Genomic DNA, 19,768 nt, shown 5'->3' with positions numbered 1-19,768 from the left:
GTTTTTTAATATAATTGTGCAACACAGTGAAACAATCTATATTTGTTTCACATTTTAATAACTCAAACCATCTTAATGATTAACGTAACTAAATCTTTTCTCCCAAATCAATCAGAGTATAATGCCATTTTAAAAAGGTCTTGGGATAGAGCTTGGCTAACAAATAGAGGTGTTTTAGTTAAAGAGTTAGAGCAAAAGATTAAGGACAAGTTTAATATTACCAATATAATAGCAACTACCAATGGTACTTTGCCATTACAGATAGCAATTAAAGCATTACAGCTTAAAGGTGAAATAATTACAACACCATTTAGTTATATTGCTACAGCTTCGAGTATTGTTTGGGAATCGTGTACTCCTGTTTTTGCTGATATTGAAGCAGATAGTTTTAATATTAACCCATTAGAGATTGAGGCTAAGATTACCGAAAAAACTTCAGCAATTATAGCTACTCATGTGTTTGGAAACCCTTGTAACGTGGAAGCCATTCAAAGCATAGCTGATAAATACAATTTAAAAGTTATTTATGATGCCGCACATACTTTTGGAGTGAGTTATAAAGGCAAATCTATTTTTGAATTTGGTGATGTGAGCACTTGTAGTTTTCATGCAACCAAAATTTTTCATACAGGAGAAGGAGGCGCATTGTTTGCAAATAATGATGAACTACACGAGACCTTATATAGTCATCATAATTTTGGTCATGATGGGCCTGAAAAATTTAAAGGATTAGGACTAAATGCTAAAATGAGTGAGCTACAAGCAGCAATGGGATTAGCGGTTTTTCCTTATTTTGAAAAAATTAAGGAGCAAAGAGAATCACTCTATAAAATGTATTTTAATGCACTAGATAATGGGAAGTTACAATTTCAGAAGATATTAGAGAATTCAGAATATAACTATGCGTATTTTCCTCTAGTTTTTGAATCTGAATCGCAATTAGAAAAGGTAAAAACTGCTTTAAATAGTCAACAAATTTTCCCTAGACGTTATTTTTATCCGTCGTTAAATACGATTGAATATCTTAAAGGAGAACCAATGCCTGTTTCAGAGTCTATAGCTAAGCGTATTTTATGTTTACCGCTTTATTATGATTTAGCCAAAGAAGATGTGAGTAGAATCATTAAAATTGTTAAAGCAAATCTGTAAAATAGTTGTAAAGCTTATTATTTTTTAATGAAAATATAAATATCTTCATCTGTAAATTCAACTTTTTTCTGACTAAACTGATTACTAAATTGTTTGTATTTTTCATAGTAACTTTGAGTCAATACGAGGTAGTCTCCAGTTGATAAACTATTTAAAATAGTTTCAGGTTTAAAATACTCTGGAAATGTGTAGCCAATTTGATTGAGATTAATAGAATTGAAGTCAAGTAAGTAATAAAATGCAGGCGATATTCGACTCAAAAACACATTAGATTCTTTAGGAATTTCTTGTTCTACGATTGCCAATCCTTTCATTAAATATTTAGAGTTACGCTTTTGTAATTTGAGTGTTTTTAAACTTAAAAACACAACCATTCCAACAGATACAATAAACACTAATTGATTAATGATTGGTTTCAATTTTTGTTGAGAGGTATTTAAAGCAACTATAAAAAGAATAATGATATATGGAGTTACATACTGAAAATAGTGATTATAGTTTGCGAAAATTAAAACACTTAATGATGAAATTGGTAATAAAATAAAGAAGAATATTTCACTTTTTTTTAGTTCAGATTTTTTTAAATAAAAAGGAATAAGAATTAAAAAAAAAGTAGCAATAATAAAATTAACGATACCTGTAGTATTTACAGTGTCTACTAAGCCTGTACCATTTCCATAATCAAGTGATACACCTTTTCCTAATATAAAACTAATGTATTGTATTATATCTACTCCTTTTGACATATAGAATAGGAATAATAGAAGTAATGGAGTGATAACACCCAAAGCATATATGGATATTCTTTTTATTAGAGCTGTTTGTTTTAACAATAAATACATGCCAGTTGGAAGCAATAAAAACAACCCAAATTGTTTGCTAAGAAAAGCAAGACTAATATAAATACCAGAAAAGAATAAGGAACTAAATACTTTCTTTTCGTCTAAAACATTTAAAAAGAAAAACAAAGCAATTAATTGAAACAACACAGAATAAGGCTCTAACATGATGACATTTCCATCATAATTAATTGTTATGGCAATGTATAAAAGACTAAAAAACAAAGCCGTTTGGACAGCTGTTTTTAAACGTCTTAAAATAAGAAACAACATAAAACCTCCAAGTGTTATAAATAACAAATTCACAAAAACATGCATTGAGTAGGTCGTACTATCTGTAAAAAAATATGGAAATCCTAATATTAAAATACCTAATGGATTATAAGATACAGCAATGTCAGTAAAAAAAGTATTGCCATTATACATGTCTCTTGCAACACTTAAATAATAACCACAATCGTATGATGCAAAGGTGTATTTAAATATCCTATAAATCATTAAACCAATAAAAACAAGAAGTACTCCTGAGTAGAGTTTTATATTAGGCCATATTTTTATCATAAGCGATAATCGTTTTTATAATGTGTTTAAGATTGTTGTCTGATAATTCAAAAAACAGCGGAAGCCTTATCAAGCAATCTGTAAAATTATCAGAGTTTGGTAAAACTCTATGATCGTGTTTTTCATAATAATAATCACTTGCGTGTAGAGATAAATAATGAAATACAGCGTGAATGTCTTCCGTTTTTAGATGTTTAATAAAACCATCTCTATATTCTGGTTTGGTTGACACTAAATAGAATAAATGTCCATTTTGTGAACCATATTTAGGCACTATTGGTAAGTTAAAATGTTTTAAATTGGCAGTTTTGAATTCATTGTAATACCTATTCCAAATTAATTTTCGTTTGGTTTGAATGTTTTGTAGATTCTCTAATTGAGCCCATAAAAAGGCAGCAATAACTTCAGAAGGAAGAAAAGAAGAGCCAGTATCTATCCAACCATATTTATTAATTTCTCCTCTAAAAAACTGAGAACGATTGGTTCCTTTTTCCCAGATAATTTCAGCTCTTTCAACATATTTATCATCATTAATACCCAACATACCACCTTCGCCTGCAATGATGTTTTTGGTTTCATGAAATGAAAAAGTAGACATATGTCCGATGGTTCCTAACGGTTTCCCTTTGTAATAAGAATCTATAGCTTGAGCTGCATCTTCAATTACTAAAAGATTATATTTTTCTGCAAGAGTCATAATTGAATCCATTTCACAAGCAATGCCAGCATAATGTACAACTACTATGGCTTTGGTTTGCTTGGTAATTAGTGCTTCAACTGTATGGTGATCAATATTTGGGTTGTCATTATATGAATCTGCAAATACAATTTTTGCGCCTTGTCTAACAAATGCTAGAGCAGTAGATACAAAGGTGTAACTCGGAATGATAACTTCATCACCTGGTCTTATGTCAGACAAAATGGCACACATTTCAAGTGCATCAGTACACGAAGTTGTTAGTAAACATTTTTTAAAACCATAGGAGTCTTCAAAAAAAGTTTGGCAACGTTTGGTAAACATTCCATTACCAGAAATCTTGCCACTTGCAACAGCTTCTTCAATATATTGGGTTTCTTTTCCTGTTAAAAACGGTTTGTTAAATGGTATCATTAGTTGTTTTTCCAGTAATGTTTTATAATTGTCTCTTCAAGTATTGAATATCCGTTTTTTTTGTAAAAACAGCAAGCTATTGTATTTTTTTTCTGCGTAGGAATTTGTAACTCATTAATTTGATTTGAATAACAATAGGTTTCTACTTTTTGAAGTAATTGTTTACCAATTCCTTGTCCTTGAAACCTATCCGAAATAGCTATTAATCCAATAGAAGCATGATTTTTATGTACTCTTAAAGTTACAAAACCAATAATAGAATTATCAGTATGTTTTATATAATATACTTTATCTGCAAATTGTTTATTGATACTATTTAAAACCCATAATTGATATAAAGCTTTAAAACTGCTATCAGGAAAGTGATTGTCTAATTTAAATCGACTATACTTTCCGCTTTCAAAAGCCAAATCAAATAAAAGATGAGCATCTATTGGGTATTCATCAGTATTTAAAATTTCAAGAGTTGAATTATGCAATATAAAATCTGAAGTGAATTTCTTTGTGAATACAAATTTAGTTTCTTCAAAAGGTGTGTTGAAGTTTTTTAAGTGAATTTGATTATCTGTTTTTTGTTTAACAACGATAAGATCAAAATTTTGTAAACACGAATCATCTATAGAGTGAGAGTCATCAACTATTAGTTCTCCAACATTGATTTTGAAAAAGTCACTATCCCAATTTAATTTATTTATGGTAGCTATCATCAATAATATAAATTGGTCTGTGTTTAGTCTGGTTAAAAGTCTTACCTAAATATATACCAATGATTCCTAAAAAACTAATAATTAAACCAGAGAAGAAGCAAATACTTATAAAGATAGAACTGTATCCCATGACCTCAATTTCATTATTTAAGGCTTTATAAAGAATGTAAATAGCACCTATAAAAGAACCAAAAGAAATGACAATGCCAAGATTTAAAAACAGTCGTAATGGTTTATCTGAAAACGATATAATTGTATTAAATGCTAGTTTAAATAATGTGATAAAATTATAACTTGATTTGCCATCGTGCCTAGACGCATGATCAACATTAATTTCTGTTTTTTTGAAACCAACCCATTGGATAAATAAAGGAAAAAAGACTAAGGCATCTCCAAGATTGAACAAGCTATCAATGACCTTTCTTTGGTAAATTCCAAAATTTCCAATTTCATTATTGATGTCTACTCCAGCAAAAAAGTTAAAGACTTTATAAAATAGTTTTGAAGACATTCTCTTAAAAAAAACGTCTTTTCTTGCGGTTCGCTTTGCAAGAACAACTTCAAATCCTTCTTGAGCTTTATTATATAATTTTAAAATTTCATGAGGTTGGTCCTGTAAATCACAATCCATTACAACTATCCAATTACCTTTAGATTGATTTAAACCAGCCATAATTGCTGGATGCTGACCAAAATTTCTACTTAATCTGTAACTTTTTACAGCATCATGTTTGCTTGAAAGCTCTTTCATCTTTGCCCATGAATCATCAGGACTTCTATCATCAACAAGAACAATCTCATAACTAACTTTAAGAGAGCTTAAAGCTGCGTTAAGTTGTTTTATGAGTTCATGTAAGATAGATTCCGCTTTGTAAACAGGAATTACAACAGATATCTCTGGCTTTATATTCATTAAAAAAAGTTATAGTAGCTTCATACAAAGGTATTATTTTATATAAGATTTATTAATAACTCTATCTTGTTTTTTGTTTTTAAGTTTCGCTTTAAGTAGTATTTTCTGCTTTTTGAAAGATCTAACAATACTTTTGGATTTATAGTATCTCAAAAAGCTTAGAATATCCACAATATCTAAAGATTTAACCACTTTAAAATAATAATGTCTCCATTCTAAATCTGTATTTAAAACTTTACTTATTCGTTTCGGATTTATATTTTGAAATGTGTTTTTAACTGAAGCTTTCATAGATTTCTGAATATCTGAAGGCGTTTTGTAAAAACAATGGATTAGTGTTTTAATTTTTAAATGTGTCAAATAAATTGAAATAGCTTCTTTATTTCCTTTAAGCTTATTGTTTTCGTAGTAATTTGAATTAATGTGATTTAGAATGTTTAAATAAGATTCTAAATTTCGCTTTCCGAAATTACTACTGATTGAATTCACATTGGCAACATTGTAGTAATACGTTGGTGTATCATTTAAAATAATGGCGTTGGCATAAAATAAGGTTTCAAAAAACCATAATTCATCTTCATGTAGAAGGTCCTGCATAAAAATTAGCTCATTTTTAACTAAAAATTCAGCTTTGTATAATCTATTCCAGGCAACACATATTAATGGTTCTTCAATAGCTTTTACCAATAATAAATTATCCTCATTATAATGTTTCTTTAGTTGAGGTAAGTCATGATCTAAATACCCAGTAATATTATCATTTTGACCATTAGTTATGACACATTTGCCAAAAACAATATCAATGTCATCATCAACTAAACTATAAAGATTGCTTAATGTTTCAGGAGCAATTAAATCATCAGAATCAAAGAAATAAATATACTCACCAGAGACATTCTTTAAACCTGTGTTTCTTGCTCCAGATAAGCCTTGGTTTTTTTGATTAATTAATTTGATACGTTGGTCTTTAGCAACCCATTTTTCAGCAATACTTTGTGTACTGTCTGTACTGCCATCATTTATTAAAATGCATTCCCAATTTGTATAAGTCTGAGCTACAATGCTTTCTATAGCTTTGTTTAAATACTCCTCTACGTTGTAACAAGGAACAATTACAGATATTAAACTTTGGGTTGACATGTTTTAGTTTTATCAGATTATGCTTTCAAAATTAAAATTTTAATTAATTCAATATGCTTTTTATCTGTTTTTATTCATATGTATATCTTTGCTATTATTAATTCATTACAGAAAATGTACAAAGCACTAAAGTTAAGGTATAGAAATTGGAAGCTTAAAAAAAAATTATTCAAGCAGAATGTGCAGTTTTCTGAGAATAATCTAGTTTTTAAATCTGTAAATGTTTTGTTGATTGACGAAATTATACCAGAGTTTAATAAAGATTCTGGTTCAAGACGCCTTTCAGAAATTATAAAATTATTGCTTGAAAATGATATAGGTGTTTTTTTATTGGCAGATAAAAAACTGTACAGGTATAATAGTGAATACATTAATTTTTATAAAAATTTAGGTGTTACTGTTTATGAGCCTCAAATTCATAATGGGAAGCTTTTAACTAAGGAAGGTTTTATTAAACTAATTTCACCAAACTTAGATTATGCTTGGCTTCATAGACCTAAAGTGTTTAAGAGGTTTAGTAACTTTATTAGGTTTTCAAATAGTGAGACTAAAATCATTTATGACATGTGTGATTTTCATTATGTTAGGTTGCTTCGTGAGTATGAACAAAACAAAAATGAGCATACCAAAAAAGAAGCTGAACGAAATTTAATATCTGAAATTGAAAGCTGTAAAATAGCAGATATAATTTTTGCAATATCAGAAGAAGACAAACAAAAAGTTTTAGAGCATTATGACGATCAAAACAAAATAAAAGTCATAAGCAACGTACATCAACCTAATGAAAAAACGTCTGACTTTAAAGAGTTTGATAAGCGTTCAAACATATTATTTATAGGTAATTTTAGACACAAACCTAATATTGATGCAGTTCTCTATTTACGAGAAGAAATTATGCCAATTATCTGGAAATCGCATCCTGAAATTATTGTAGATGTAGTTGGTAGTTATCCTACAGAAGAAGTGAAAGCATTGCATTCAGATAATTTTAAAATACTTGGTTTTGTAGATGATGTATCAAACTATTTTAATTCTTCAAAAGTGTTTTTTGCACCACTTCGTTATGGTGCAGGAATTAAAGGTAAAATAGGTCAAAGCTTAGAGTATAACCTTCCGTTAGTTACTACAGATGTTGGTGCAGAAGGGTTTAACTTCGGAAAATATTCTGAAGCTATGATTGCTAATACTGCAGAAACATTAGCAGAAAAAGTTATCACAATGTATATGGATGAAAACTTATGGAATTCTGCAAGTGATTATTCAAAAGAAATTCTAGAACCTTTTTCTTTGAAAAGTATTGAAAAGACAATCTTAGATGCTATAAATTAAACACATTTTTAACCCAAGTATTTAAGGTGTATTGGTTGTAAACATCATCATTTAATTGTTCATAAGGTGTTTCAAAAAAGTCACGACCTATAAAATTATCCTCATTTAAAACATAAATGTTTTTCGGATTATAAAACGCATAGTTTTTGACATTAGAGTTATTTGTTATCATTTTTTTCTGAAGAGCAAGTGCTTCAAAATATCTAAAACTTAAGCCAGTTTGCTCAGGTCGTATTAAATCAATAATAATTTTAGAATCTCTGTAAATGTCTAATAATTCAGCTTGAGAAAGTCGATTTCTTGAAAAATCAATCACATCATTATGCTCAGATTTCAAATGATCTAATTGGCTGTTTTTTCCTATGACTTTACAGTTAATTCGAACCTGTAAAGACTTTAGTTTCTCTATTAATGAAAGTAGAGTAGGAACTCTCGAATCAAATGAACCAACATAAACCGCATCAAATGTTGTTTCATTAACAATAGGCTCTTTTTCTAAATAGTTGTAGTTACTTGTGTCTTTAAAATTATAGGTTTTTACATCGGCTTTATCAAAAGAGAAAATCGTATCAAAAACTCCATCTAATAGATGCTGTACAGGATTTCTATCAACACTATCATACAAATAAGCGATATATTCGTCACAATAGGTTTTAATTTGTTGATGATACTTTAAATCTATGACTTCAGGATTAATCACTAAAATTTTATCCTGTTTACCAAATTTTTCAAGCTGCTCTAAAATATAGTCTTGACGTCTTATCTTTTTTAAGTTTTTACCAGTAAAGACTTTGCTTAAGCTATTAGTAATTTTATCTTTAAGATTCTTATGATCGTAATCACCAATTTTAATATGGTGACTTTCATGACCTAATGTAGATAATGTGTCTACGATATGATAATCGTAATTCCAATGATCAAAACTAATAACACAAATCTTTTTAGACAACTTACAGTTATTTAAATTCATGACAAAAATACTATATTATCCAAAAACTTAGAGACTAGTTTATTACTTTTGATATTTATTAATGACATTGTATAAAAAATCAGAACTTTAGCTTATAACCATCAGTATTCATGAAAAAAATTCATGTTGGTTTTTTAATGTCTTATGACTACGAAAAACTAAAATATTCTATTCCTCCAGTATATAGAGAAGCTGATGCAATTTTTATTGCACTAGATAAGGAGCAACGCACTTGGAAAGGAAATGCATTTGATGTTGATAATCATTTTTTTACTTGGTTAAAAGACTTCGATGTTGATAATAAAATCACCATCTATAAAGACGATTTCTTTATACCTGAATTAGACGCTATACAAAATGATACTAGAGAGCGAATAATGCTTTCTGAAAAAATGGGTGTTGGTAATTGGTTGGTTCAAGTAGATGCAGATGAAATCTTTTTAGATTTTAAGAATTTTGTGAATACCTTAAGGAAATATGATCACTTTTTAGATGCGCCAGAAAAGAAACCTATTCAAATAGCTGGATTTTTAATTAATATCTATAAGTACCTAGATAATGGTATTCTCTATGTTAACGAACCAACAAAGGTGATGTTGGCAACAAATTATCCAAATTACAAACGTGCTAGAAATTCTAAAGAACGTATCATTTATACAGACAATGTGCTTCTACATGAATGTTTGTCTCGAACCGAAGAAGAGCTTAAGTTTAAGCTCAAAAATTGGGGACATAGTCATCAATTAAATGATGAATTTTTTCCGAAATGGAAAAAAGCAAACGAAACCAATTATAAAGAGTTGAAAGATTTGTTTTATATGGATCCTAAAATTTGGAAAGGTTTGGGATACTTGCCAAGTAGAAATTTAGACGACATGAAAAATTTGGTAAAGGCACAAGACGATTTATCGCTAAGCCAATGGTTTTTATTAAAAAAGAATTTTGGTCAATGGTTTAAATTTTTATTCAAGTAGTAGATAATTTACAAAACTAATGAAATCAACATTAATCATTTCTACATATAATTGGTTAGAAGCTCTTGAGTTAGTATTATTAAGTGCGCTTCAACAAACACAATTGCCTGATGAAATTATTGTAGCAGATGATGGTTCTTCAGAAGATACAGCCTCATTGATTGAAAGTTTTAAATCAAAATTTAAAATTCCGTTGCATCATGTTTGGCATGAAGATGATGGATTTAGAAAATCTGTAATTTTAAATAAAGCCATTGCACAAGCAAAAGGCGATTATATTATTCAAGCAGATGGCGACTGTATTTTGCACACTAATTTTATTGAAGATCATTTGCATTTTGCTCAACAAAACACGTATTTGTTCGGAAGTCGCGTTAATATTCAAAAAGATTATTTAGACACCTTATTTAAAAATAAACAGATTCGGTTTCATGTATTTTCAAAAGGAATAAAGAAGCGTACACGAGCATTGCATATTCCTTTTTTGAGTCAGTTTTATAATGTCAGTAATTCATTTTCAAAAAAGTATAGAGGTTGTAATACATCGTATTTTAAATCAGATTTTATAGCTGTTAATGGCTATAATGAAGATTTTAAAGGTTGGGGAAGAGAAGATTCTGAATTGGCTTTAAGATTCCATAATTTTGGATTGCAAGGTAGGCGTATCAGATATAGAGGAATCGTTTTTCATATTTATCATAGTGAAAAATCAAAAAGTAGATTAGAATTAAACAATGATATTGAATTGCAAACCATTACAAATAAAACCGTTTGGTGTACAAATGGTATAGATAAATATTTGAGTGAAAATAACTAAGAGCATACATAAAGATTTTAAAACTCACGAAACTTTTTTTGATGGTATTATATCAAATTTTGATTCTGAAGGTGAACCTTTTGGTAACCAAGATCGAAATTCATTAAAACTTTTTGATTTAAACGGAAAATCAATCAATGTCAAATCGTTTCGTATTCCTAATGTCGTTAATCAAATTGCGTATCGTTTTTTTAGAAAAAGTAAAGCGCAACGTTCGTTTGAATATGCTAATTGGTTACAAAGCCTTGAGATTGGAACACCACAGCCTTTGGCTTATTACGAATATAAAACCACATTACTGTTCAAGAAAAGTTATTATATAAGTGAACAGCTAGATTGCGATTTAACTTATCGTGAGTTAACTACAGATTTTGAATATCCAGATCACGAAAACATCTTAAGAGCTTTTACACGATTTACCTACAAACTACATCAAAAGAAAGTCTATTTCTTAGACCATTCTCCTGGAAATACATTGATAAAAAAAGTAGGAAATAGCTATGAGTTTTATCTAGTAGATTTAAACCGAATGGAGTTTAAAGCCTTAGATTTTGAAACCCGAATTAAAAACTTTGCTAAATTAACTACTCATAAATTTATGGTTGAAATTATGAGCGATGAATATGCTAAATGCTCAGGTGAAGATTTTAATCAAGTATTTAATTTAATGTGGTCTTCAACCGAAGCTTTTCAGAACAAATACCATAGAAAAAGACGTTTAAAGAATAAAATTTTATTTTGGAGACGTCGCAAGTAAATGCTTAAGTGCTTTGTATCTAAAAAACACACCATAGGCATTTAGAGCACAAATAGTATAACCTTCTTTACCATCTAAAAAACCAAGTCTAAAGATATAGTTAGTTAGAAATTTATAAGCTGGTTTAATCACAAAATGATACCAGTTTGGACGTTTCCCTTTTTTTAAAAGCTCTTTAGCTTTCAATAATCCATAGTGCTCAGCTTTGGTTTTATAACTGTTATAATCACTAAAGGTATAATGCAGCATAGGGTATTTCAAAACAGCATGCTTACCTTGAACATCTAGAACTTCATGAACTAATCTATCAGATTTGTATGATGCAGTACCTGTTTTAAATAACCGAAAAATACAATCGGTTTGTAAGCCACTAAAACGCATTCGTTTGTTATTAAACATAAAATGACGCTTTATTTTATAGGCATTAATGGTGTTTTTTTCTTTGGTTTTTTCTAAAATTTCAAGTTTTAGCTCTTTAGTAAGTCGTTCGTCTGCATCAATAAAAAAAATCCATTCACAATTTGCTAGATGAATAGCAAAGTTTCTTTGACTTGCAAAATCTTCAAATTTATTTTGAATCACTTTAACTTGAGATAATTCAGATAATTTTTCATAGGTTCCATCTGTGCTGAATGAATCAACAACAATGATTTCATCGGCAAAATCAAGCTCACTAATAACAGCATCAATGTTGTTAATTTCATTGTAGGTAATCATTAAAGCTGAGATAGAAGACATTTTTTTCAAAATAAATAATTCATTCCTAAGAGTTCGTAAAAATAACTATTTTTGATGCAATGAAACCTATTGATATTTCTGTCATTATAAGCACCTATAACAACCCAAAGTGGTTGCAAAAAGTATTATGGAGTTTTGATGTGCAAACGTTTAAAAACTTTGAAGTTGTCATAGCTGATGATGGCTCAACAAATGAGACGAAGCAACTAATCGATGCAATGGCTTCAAAAGTGAGTTATCCCATTCAGCATATTTGGCATGAAGACAATGGATTTCAAAAAACAATAATTCTAAATAAAGCGACAGTTGCTAGTAAAGGTGATTATTTGGTATATACAGATGGAGATTGCTTGGCAAGAGCCGATTTTTTACAAGTGCATGCCAATAGGAGAGAAGCTGGTTGTTTTTTATCTGGAGGCTATTTTAAATTGCCCATGGATATTAGTGAATCGATAACAGAAATAGATATAAAAGAACAACGTTGTTTTGATATTAATTGGTTAAAGCAACTCGGATTGAAATCGTCGTTTAAGAATAATAAAATTACAGCTAAAGGAACTAAAGAACGTTTGCTAAATGCATTAACACCTACTACAGCAACTTGGAATGGTCATAATGCGTCAGGTTTTAAAAGCGATATTATAGCTGCTAATGGTTTTGATGAACGAATGCAATATGGAGGCGAAGATAGAGAGCTTGGAGAACGTTTGTTTAATGCTGGACTAAAAGCGAAGCAAATACGTTATAGCGCAATTTGTTTGCACCTTGATCATGAAAGAGGTTATGTAAAACCAGAAATGATTGAAAAAAACAAAGCTATTAGAGCTCAAACCAAATCGAGCAAATCAAAAAGAACACCTTTTGGAATTGTTAAAGAAGATTCAAAATGATACAGCTTTCAGAATCAGACTATCTAGCAGAAGGTTTGGCCAGAACTTGTTATTTTCATCCTGAAAATGAAAATTTATGCATTAAAATTGGTAAGCCAGATGTAGAAGTATCACATCTTTATAAAGAGATCAATTATTATAAAAAAATAAATAAGAAGGATGCTTCAAAATTTGATTATCCGTTTTATGCAATGTATCATGGTACCATTGAAACTAATCTTGGAGAAGGCTTTGTCTATGATTTAGTAAGAGATGAAACTTCTCAAGAGGTTTCAAAAACTTTAATTGATTATATCAGAATGAAAGATTCTCCAATAGATGATTCTGTTTTTGATACATCACTTAAAAAATTGCAGGATCAAATGATTAAATATAAAGTGTTTGCAAGTGATTTAAGACCTCGTAATTTATGTTGCAAAATACTAAAAGACGGTTCTGTTGAAATGATCATTGTAGACGGAATTGGTCATAGAGATTTTTTGCCTTTAGGAGATTGGTTTCACTGTTTTGCAAAACAAAAAGTTGAACGACGATTTCAAAAAATTGCTCTAAGTAGTGTTTTAGATCATCGACAAATGCTACGTCAAAAATATAATGAAGACGTCTAACCGACTTGTAAAAACATTTTAAGTTCATTCAAGAACAATTTAGGCTTTATCATTTCATAAAGCGACTTATAATTATCTTTTAATTCTTTAGAAGAAGAATTATTAACAATATCAGGATTATAATCTTTTAAATGCACAGAAATATTTTGTTTACCATCTTCAAACATATTCCAAGCTTCTTTAATAATCCAAGGCGAAAAAATAGTAAATGTCGGAATGTTTAAAGCTTTTGCCATGTTGATGGCACCTCCTTCGTTACCAATCATAGAAGTACAATGATGCGTAATGGCTAAAAACTCTCGTAAACTTTTTCCAAAGACATCAAAAAAGATATGCTCACGAGTTTTAGGAGTGCAAAAATTATAAACGGTTTTTGCTTCATCTAACTGTTTTGGAATATAATTAAATAGAATCTGACCATTAGTTTCAGAAACAATAAAATCTATAACTTTTGCCATATGAGCTAAAGGATAGGTTTTATTGTCACCACTGCCCAAAACACTTATCATATATAAAGGTTTAGACACATCTATATTTGAGTTAATAAGTATTTGTTTAGATGCCAAAATTTCTTCAGAAGTTAAATAAATTTTTGGTCTAATAGGACTTGGAACTTGTTTTACTAAGGGTTCTAAAAGTTGAAGTCTATTCTCTATGGCTAATCCAGCATTAGTTTTAGCTTTTGTAGCTTCTTTAAAAGTATGCGTATAATAATATTTGGTGTACCACTTATATTTTGAAATCTTTATCGCAGCACTAGAGAATTTTGTAATGAGGTTACTCGAAAATTTTGAATACACATCAATAACGGCATCATACTTTTCTTTTTTGATATCTTTTAGAAAACTTAAAAATTTAGACCGACTGTCTTCAATTGCAGGAGTAACAAATAAAAATTTATCGATGTGAGGATTGTGTTCAACAACAGCATAGGTATGCGAATTTATCACATAATGAAGCTCTGCATCAGGATGTTCTGCTTTTAAAGCTTCAAATAAGATGCTTGTAGTGAGTACATCACCAATCATTTTTTGTTGTATGATTAAAACCTTCAAACGCGTAGAGTTATTTAATTAAACTGCAACATCATAGTCTCTTAACGCATCATTAAGAGAGGTTTTTTTATTGGTACTTTCTTTACGTTTTCCAATGATTAACGCACAAGGTACGTTGTAATTTCCAGCAGCAAATGTTTTGGTATAACTACCAGGAATAACCACAGAACGTTCAGGTACAACACCTTTCATTTCAACAGGTTCGTCTCCAGTGACATCAATAATTTTTGTACTCATCGTCAGTACAACATTGGCACCTAAAACAGCTTCTTTTTCAACGCGAACACCTTCAACCACAATACAACGTGAACCAATAAAAGCACCATCTTCTATAATAACAGGAGCTGCTTGAAGTGGTTCTAAAACACCTCCAATACCAACACCACCAGATAAGTGTACGTTTTTTCCAATTTGTGCACAGCTTCCAACAGTTGCCCAAGTATCTACCATTGTACCTTCATCTACATAAGCACCAATATTAACATAGCTAGGCATTAAAATGGTTCCTGAAGAAATATAAGCTCCATGACGAGCAACTGCATTTGGTACCACACGAATGCCTTTTTTTTCGTAGTCACGTTTTAAAGGAATTTTATCATGATATTCAAAAATACCAGCTTCAAGTGTTTCCATTTTTTGAATTGGAAAATATAAAACCACAGCTTTTTTGACCCATTCATTAACTTGCCATCCATTAGTTGTAGGTTCGGCAACTCGAAGAGTACCTTCATCTAATAAGTCGATAACACGTTTTATACTTTCAATGGTAATTTTATCTTTAAGAAGAGAGCGATCATTCCATGCATTCTCAATGTGTTGTTGCAGTTGTTTCATTTTAGATAATGTAAATTTCCACAAAGATAAGTCTATAAAATTGGTCTCATAAATTATCATTCAGAAAAAAATAAAAAAATATGTGACCTAATTTAAAAGTTGGTGTCTTAATATCGTGATTATTATAATTCTAGTGTTATCCCTAATTTAAACACTAGAGATCTTTAATAATTAATAGCTAATTTTAGACACCTTACTTAACCCTAAGTAAGGTGTTTTTTTTAAATCTTTTCTAAAAAAAATATGTGACTATTTAAAAATGTCTGTGTCTTATTAGTATAGCATGAGCTGTTTAAGGTAGAGGGTAACCAGTTTGTGTGATTTTATTAATGATTGATTATTTTATGACGCTTCTTTGACCTACAAAGAAGCGTTTTTTTCTTTAAGAAGAACTACCTTTGTTGCATGGCAAGAATACTAGCAATAGATTATGGCACAAAGCGAACAGGAATCGCTGTTACTGATGAATTACAAATTATCGCTTCTGGTTTAACAACAGTTAATACTAAAGAGTTAATTGATTTTTTAAAGACCTATACCTCTAAAGAATCGGTTGAATTATTCATTATAGGCGAACCCAAACAGATGAATTATAATGCTTCAGAAAGTGAAGTATCTATTTTAAAGTTTTTAAAAACCTTAGAAACAGTATTTCCAAATATTCCTATAAAACGAATTGATGAGCGTTTTACGTCTAAAATGGCTTTTCAAACGATGATTGATAGCGGATTGAGTAAAAAACAGCGTCAAAATAAAGCTTTGATTGATGAAATTAGCGCAACAATTATTCTGCAAAGTTACCTCTATAGTCAATCTTAAATACTTGTGAAAAATTATAAAATCAGAATAAGTATTGTATTTTTGCAATCGAAAAATTTAAAGACATGATATTACCAATAGTTGCTTATGGAGATCCCGTTTTACGAAAAAAAGCAACACCAATCACAAAAGATTATCCGAAGCTAGAATCGCTTCTAGAAAACATGCATGAAACCATGTATGGTGCTTATGGTGTTGGTTTAGCTGCTCCACAAATAGGATTACCAATTCGATTATTTTTGGTTGATACATCTCCATTTGCCGAAGATGAGGCCTTTACAGAAGAAGAGCAAGAGGCATTGAAAAATTTCAAACGTACGTTTATAAATGCTGAAATTTTAGAAGAAGAAGGTGACGAATGGGCTTTTAATGAAGGTTGTTTAAGCATTCCAGATGTGCGTGAAGATGTCTTTAGACAACCAAAAATTAAAATTCAGTATCAGGATGAAAATTTTGAGACACATACTGAAGAATTTGACGGTTTAATTGCTCGAGTGATTCAACATGAATACGATCATATTGAAGGCATCTTATTTACCGATAAATTATCTTCATTAAAAAAACGTTTGATTAAAGGGAAACTATCAAACATTTCTAAAGGAAAAATTAAAGTGGATTACAGAATGCGTTTTCCTGCTTTAAAAAAGAAACGATAACATATAAAAACACATCATATAATTATGAGTTTAGATAAAATACTTTCCATCTCAGGAAAACCAGGTTTATATAAAGTGGTAACTCAAACACGTACAGGCTTTATTGCAGAATCTTTAATTGATAAGAAAAAGGTTAATGTAAACATTCATAGCAATGTTAGTGTGCTTAGCGAAATAGCTGTATATACTTTAACTGAAGAATTGCCATTACGAGAGGTGTTGAGAAAAGTAATGGAAAAAGAAAACAGTCAGCCAACTTCTATTAGTCACAAAGATTCTAAAGATACTTTAGAAGAATATTTCTTTGAAGTGTTGCCTGATTACGATGAAGATCGTGTATATGCTAGTGACATTAAAAAAATCATTCAGTGGTATAACCTACTTCAAAAGCACGATATGTTAGATGCTTTAGAAGAAGTGGAAACAGTGACTTCAGACGAAGAAGAATAAAACCAAAGCATGTCTGATAAAGCCTCACAATTAAAAGCTTTTGAACGTTTACTCATCATTATGGATGAATTGCGTGAGCAATGTCCTTGGGATAAAAAGCAAACCATGCAATCGCTTCGTCATTTAACAATAGAAGAAGTTTACGAATTAGGTGATGCTATTTTAGATAATGATTTAGATGAAGTAAAAAAGGAGTTAGGCGATGTGTTGCTTCATATTGTATTCTATTCTAAAATAGGGAGCGAAACGAATCATTTTGATATTGCAGATGTTTGCAATAGCATTTGTGATAAACTTATTGAGCGTCATCCTCATATTTATAGCGATGTAAAGGTTGAAAACGAAGATGATGTAAAGAAAAATTGGGAACAACTTAAATTAAAAGAAGGTAAGAAAAGTGTTCTTGAAGGTGTTCCTAAAAGTTTACCAGCTATGGTAAAAGCAAATAGAATTCAGGATAAAGTTGCTGGTGTTGGTTTTGATTGGGAAGAACCTAATCAAGTGTTTGAAAAAGTAGAAGAGGAGTTAGGCGAACTACAAATCGAAGTTACTAACGGAAATCACGATACCATTGAAAGTGAATTTGGTGATGTGTTATTCTCTATGATTAATTATGCGCGTTTTCTTAAAGTTGATCCTGAAAGTGCTTTAGAACGAACGAATAAAAAATTCATTAAACGGTTTCAGTATTTAGAGCAAAAATCTAAAGATTTAGATAAACCTTTATCTGAAATGACTTTAGCCGAAATGGATGTGTATTGGGAAGAAGCGAAAAGCATGTAAAAGATGTTTCGGTTTCACTCAACAAGACAATCATAATTCGTTTGTCATTCCGAGTTTATCGAGGAATCTCATTCGTTTCGCTTCATTCTGAATGACATTTTCTTAAGATTTTGATATTGCGATTTAATTGACAAGTCTCATTTTATATAATAGATTTTTCATTTGATTCACTTCACTCAACAAGACAATCATAATTCGTTTGTCATTCCGAGTTTATCGATGAATCTCATTCGTTTTACTTCATTCTGAATGACATTTTCTTAAGATCTTGTCATTGAGAGTTTATACGAGGAATCTTTTTCTTTTTTTATTCTCGACATCCAAAATGAAAAATCATGCGTATATATTCTAGATAGAAACTTAAAATAAAGTTTCATTATCATAAAGTAGGAAATCTTAATAGATAGTTAAGCGGATTGATTAAGATTTAAAATTTAGTTTAGTTAGGGGTGAAATCCTGTCTGTGTGTTTATCAGACAGGATTTTATTATTTAAACCCATTATGCATTTTGATAAAATTCGTCATTTAGCTTCGCTCAGTTCGACTTCGTCTCGTGTCGAGTGAATTTTACGATTGAAATCAGTAAAATTTGTATCGAGAAAAAGAATTTCATCTTAAAAAATAGTTCTCGATACAATTTTTCGTCCTACTTCGACTACGCTCAGCAACCACTCAAAATCACTCGAACTGACGTTTGATGTTAAATTGAGCTCAAAATGCACAACGGGATATTACATTATTTACTATTCAGTAGTTTCTTCCATAGTGTGATACACGTTTTGCACGTCATCATCTTCTTCAAGTTTTTCAATTAGCTTTTCGACATCTTCAACCTGTTCTGGAGTGAGTTTTTTAGTGACTTGCGGAATACGTTCAAAACCAGACGATACAATTTCGATGTTGTTGGTTTCTAAATACGATTGTATATTTCCGAAGCTTTCAAAAGGTGCATAAATCATCACACTTGTTTGCTCGTTTCCATCTTCATCTTCGTCTGTATCTTCAAAAATTTCTTCAACACCAAAATCGATAAGCTCCAATTCTAATTCTTCTAAATCTAAGTCTTCGCCTTTAATTTTAAAATTACAGGTATGGTCAAACATAAATATTACAGAACCTGAAGTTCCTAAGCTGCCATCACATTTATTAAAATAAGAACGCACATTAGCAACAGTACGTGTATTATTATCTGTAGCAGTTTCGATAAGTACAGCAATACCATGTTGCGCATAACCTTCAAAAAGCACTTCTTTATAATCGCCTTGATTTTTATCTGAAGCACGTTTTATAGCACGTTCTATATTATCTTTAGGCATATTAACAGCTTTCGCATTTTGTATCACTGCTCGCAACCTAGAATTAGAATCTGGATCTGGACCTCCTTCTTTTACAGCCATTACAATATCTTTACCTATACGAGTAAAGGCCTTGCTCATAGCTGACCAACGTTTCATTTTTCTTGCTTTACGAAATTCAAAAGCTCTTCCCATTATCGTTATTTTTTATAGTTTTTTGTTGTACTCAAAAGTATCGAAATTTAATTGAATTCCAAATACAGGAACTGCTAGAAATGTGATTTGTTAAAAAGTCTGTATGCCTAAATTAGACTCAAAGAATTTTAATATTATATCTATAATTCTTGAAGCGTCAGTTCGAGTGATTTTGAG

Annotated in this window: 21 protein-coding genes; 11 read left to right on the top strand and 10 right to left on the bottom strand. The window is 30.2% G+C overall.

Annotated features, from left to right (window positions below):
* The first annotated feature begins 75 nt into the window (after positions 1 to 75).
* Positions 76 to 1,149, top strand: coding sequence for a DegT/DnrJ/EryC1/StrS family aminotransferase (locus ACP15M_RS02860; RefSeq protein WP_425075661.1), 1,074 nt, complete (start codon positions 76 to 78; stop codon positions 1,147 to 1,149).
* A gap of 17 nt (positions 1,150 to 1,166) precedes the next feature.
* Here ACP15M_RS02860 and ACP15M_RS02855 read toward each other — a convergent pair whose 3' ends face one another.
* Genes ACP15M_RS02855 through ACP15M_RS02835 form a run of 5 tightly spaced genes read right to left on the bottom strand, consistent with a single transcriptional unit; the run spans position 1,167 to position 6,420 of the window.
* The gene (locus ACP15M_RS02855) at positions 1,167 to 2,549 is read right to left on the bottom strand and encodes an ArnT family glycosyltransferase (protein WP_425075660.1); all 1,383 of its coding nucleotides are present in this window, start codon (positions 2,547 to 2,549) and stop codon (positions 1,167 to 1,169) included.
* Complete coding sequence (gene rffA, locus ACP15M_RS02850; RefSeq protein ID WP_425075659.1) at positions 2,530 to 3,660, bottom strand: dTDP-4-amino-4,6-dideoxygalactose transaminase; 1,131 nt, start codon at positions 3,658 to 3,660, stop codon at positions 2,530 to 2,532. Before rffA ends, ACP15M_RS02855 begins: the two co-directional genes overlap by 20 nt.
* The gene (locus ACP15M_RS02845) at positions 3,660 to 4,367 is read right to left on the bottom strand and encodes a GNAT family N-acetyltransferase (protein WP_425075658.1); all 708 of its coding nucleotides are present in this window, start codon (positions 4,365 to 4,367) and stop codon (positions 3,660 to 3,662) included. Before ACP15M_RS02845 ends, rffA begins: the two co-directional genes overlap by 1 nt.
* A complete protein-coding gene (locus ACP15M_RS02840; RefSeq protein ID WP_425075657.1) occupies positions 4,348 to 5,280 on the bottom strand; it encodes a glycosyltransferase family 2 protein in 933 nt (310 codons plus the stop codon). The genes ACP15M_RS02845 and ACP15M_RS02840 overlap by 20 nt, the downstream gene beginning before the upstream one ends.
* Before the next feature lie 33 nt (positions 5,281 to 5,313).
* Positions 5,314 to 6,420, bottom strand: a complete 1,107-nt coding sequence (locus tag ACP15M_RS02835) for a glycosyltransferase family 2 protein (protein ID WP_425075656.1) — start codon at positions 6,418 to 6,420, stop codon at positions 5,314 to 5,316.
* Positions 6,421 to 6,534: 114 nt separating this feature from the next.
* Here ACP15M_RS02835 and ACP15M_RS02830 point away from each other — a divergent pair, with 114 nt between their 5' ends.
* The gene (locus tag ACP15M_RS02830; RefSeq protein ID WP_425075655.1) at positions 6,535 to 7,749 is read left to right on the top strand and encodes a glycosyltransferase; all 1,215 of its coding nucleotides are present in this window, start codon (positions 6,535 to 6,537) and stop codon (positions 7,747 to 7,749) included.
* On the opposite strand, the gene ACP15M_RS02825 is transcribed toward ACP15M_RS02830, so the two are convergent.
* Positions 7,739 to 8,719 (bottom strand): hypothetical protein, encoded by a 981-nt coding sequence (locus ACP15M_RS02825; RefSeq protein ID WP_425075654.1) that lies wholly within the window; start codon positions 8,717 to 8,719, stop codon positions 7,739 to 7,741. The genes ACP15M_RS02830 and ACP15M_RS02825 overlap by 11 nt on opposite strands.
* Positions 8,720 to 8,829: 110 nt before the next feature.
* On the opposite strand from ACP15M_RS02825, the gene ACP15M_RS02820 reads away from it, so the two are divergent.
* From ACP15M_RS02820 to ACP15M_RS02810, 3 genes are read left to right on the top strand one after another with little or no spacing between them, the layout of a single operon-like run.
* Entirely contained in the window at positions 8,830 to 9,693 is an 864-nt protein-coding gene (locus tag ACP15M_RS02820; protein ID WP_425075653.1) for a hypothetical protein, read from the top strand.
* 19 nt (positions 9,694 to 9,712) lie between these two features.
* Positions 9,713 to 10,510, top strand: coding sequence for a glycosyltransferase family 2 protein (locus ACP15M_RS02815; RefSeq protein ID WP_425075652.1), 798 nt, complete (start codon positions 9,713 to 9,715; stop codon positions 10,508 to 10,510).
* Positions 10,503 to 11,267, top strand: coding sequence for a lipopolysaccharide kinase InaA family protein (locus ACP15M_RS02810; protein WP_425076059.1), 765 nt, complete (start codon positions 10,503 to 10,505; stop codon positions 11,265 to 11,267). Before ACP15M_RS02815 ends, ACP15M_RS02810 begins: the two co-directional genes overlap by 8 nt.
* On the opposite strand, the gene ACP15M_RS02805 is transcribed toward ACP15M_RS02810, so the two are convergent.
* The gene (locus ACP15M_RS02805; RefSeq protein WP_425075651.1) at positions 11,244 to 12,005 is read right to left on the bottom strand and encodes a glycosyltransferase family 2 protein; all 762 of its coding nucleotides are present in this window, start codon (positions 12,003 to 12,005) and stop codon (positions 11,244 to 11,246) included. The two genes, ACP15M_RS02810 and ACP15M_RS02805, sit on opposite strands and share 24 nt — an antisense overlap.
* A gap of 59 nt (positions 12,006 to 12,064) precedes the next feature.
* Here ACP15M_RS02805 and ACP15M_RS02800 point away from each other — a divergent pair, with 59 nt between their 5' ends.
* Together ACP15M_RS02800 and ACP15M_RS02795 are read left to right on the top strand one after the other, a co-directional pair.
* A complete protein-coding gene (locus ACP15M_RS02800) occupies positions 12,065 to 12,895 on the top strand; it encodes a glycosyltransferase family 2 protein (RefSeq protein WP_425075650.1) in 831 nt (276 codons plus the stop codon).
* Positions 12,892 to 13,503: a YrbL family protein gene (locus ACP15M_RS02795; RefSeq protein WP_425075649.1), complete on the top strand. Its 612-nt coding sequence runs from the start codon at positions 12,892 to 12,894 to the stop codon at positions 13,501 to 13,503. Before ACP15M_RS02800 ends, ACP15M_RS02795 begins: the two co-directional genes overlap by 4 nt.
* On the opposite strand, the gene ACP15M_RS02790 is transcribed toward ACP15M_RS02795, so the two are convergent.
* Positions 13,500 to 14,558 (bottom strand): glycosyltransferase family 9 protein, encoded by a 1,059-nt coding sequence (locus ACP15M_RS02790; protein ID WP_425075648.1) that lies wholly within the window; start codon positions 14,556 to 14,558, stop codon positions 13,500 to 13,502. The two genes, ACP15M_RS02795 and ACP15M_RS02790, sit on opposite strands and share 4 nt — an antisense overlap.
* A gap of 18 nt (positions 14,559 to 14,576) precedes the next feature.
* Positions 14,577 to 15,392 (bottom strand): 2,3,4,5-tetrahydropyridine-2,6-dicarboxylate N-succinyltransferase, encoded by an 816-nt coding sequence (locus ACP15M_RS02785; RefSeq protein WP_425075647.1) that lies wholly within the window; start codon positions 15,390 to 15,392, stop codon positions 14,577 to 14,579.
* Between the two features lie 405 nt (positions 15,393 to 15,797).
* Between ACP15M_RS02785 and ruvX the strand changes: the two genes are divergently transcribed.
* The 4 genes from ruvX (at position 15,798) to mazG (ending at position 18,100) form a co-directional block, all read left to right on the top strand.
* A complete protein-coding gene (ruvX, locus tag ACP15M_RS02780) occupies positions 15,798 to 16,211 on the top strand; it encodes a Holliday junction resolvase RuvX (RefSeq protein ID WP_425075646.1) in 414 nt (137 codons plus the stop codon).
* A 65-nt stretch (positions 16,212 to 16,276) separates the two neighbouring features.
* Complete coding sequence (def, locus tag ACP15M_RS02775) at positions 16,277 to 16,867, top strand: peptide deformylase (RefSeq protein WP_425075645.1); 591 nt, start codon at positions 16,277 to 16,279, stop codon at positions 16,865 to 16,867.
* 24 nt (positions 16,868 to 16,891) lie between these two features.
* Positions 16,892 to 17,317, top strand: a complete 426-nt coding sequence (locus tag ACP15M_RS02770; protein ID WP_425075644.1) for a DUF5606 domain-containing protein — start codon at positions 16,892 to 16,894, stop codon at positions 17,315 to 17,317.
* A 9-nt stretch (positions 17,318 to 17,326) separates the two neighbouring features.
* The gene (gene mazG, locus ACP15M_RS02765; protein ID WP_425075643.1) at positions 17,327 to 18,100 is read left to right on the top strand and encodes a nucleoside triphosphate pyrophosphohydrolase; all 774 of its coding nucleotides are present in this window, start codon (positions 17,327 to 17,329) and stop codon (positions 18,098 to 18,100) included.
* 744 nt (positions 18,101 to 18,844) lie between these two features.
* On the opposite strand, the gene ACP15M_RS02760 is transcribed toward mazG, so the two are convergent.
* A complete protein-coding gene (locus tag ACP15M_RS02760) occupies positions 18,845 to 19,591 on the bottom strand; it encodes a YebC/PmpR family DNA-binding transcriptional regulator (protein WP_425075642.1) in 747 nt (248 codons plus the stop codon).
* Positions 19,592 to 19,768 lie beyond the last annotated feature (177 nt).

Origin of the sequence: Psychroserpens sp. S379A (genome assembly GCF_049800755.1) — a bacterium.
In the GTDB taxonomy this organism is placed as follows: Bacteria; Bacteroidota; Bacteroidia; order Flavobacteriales; family Flavobacteriaceae; genus Psychroserpens.
This window is presented reverse-complemented; position numbering and strand designations above follow the sequence as displayed.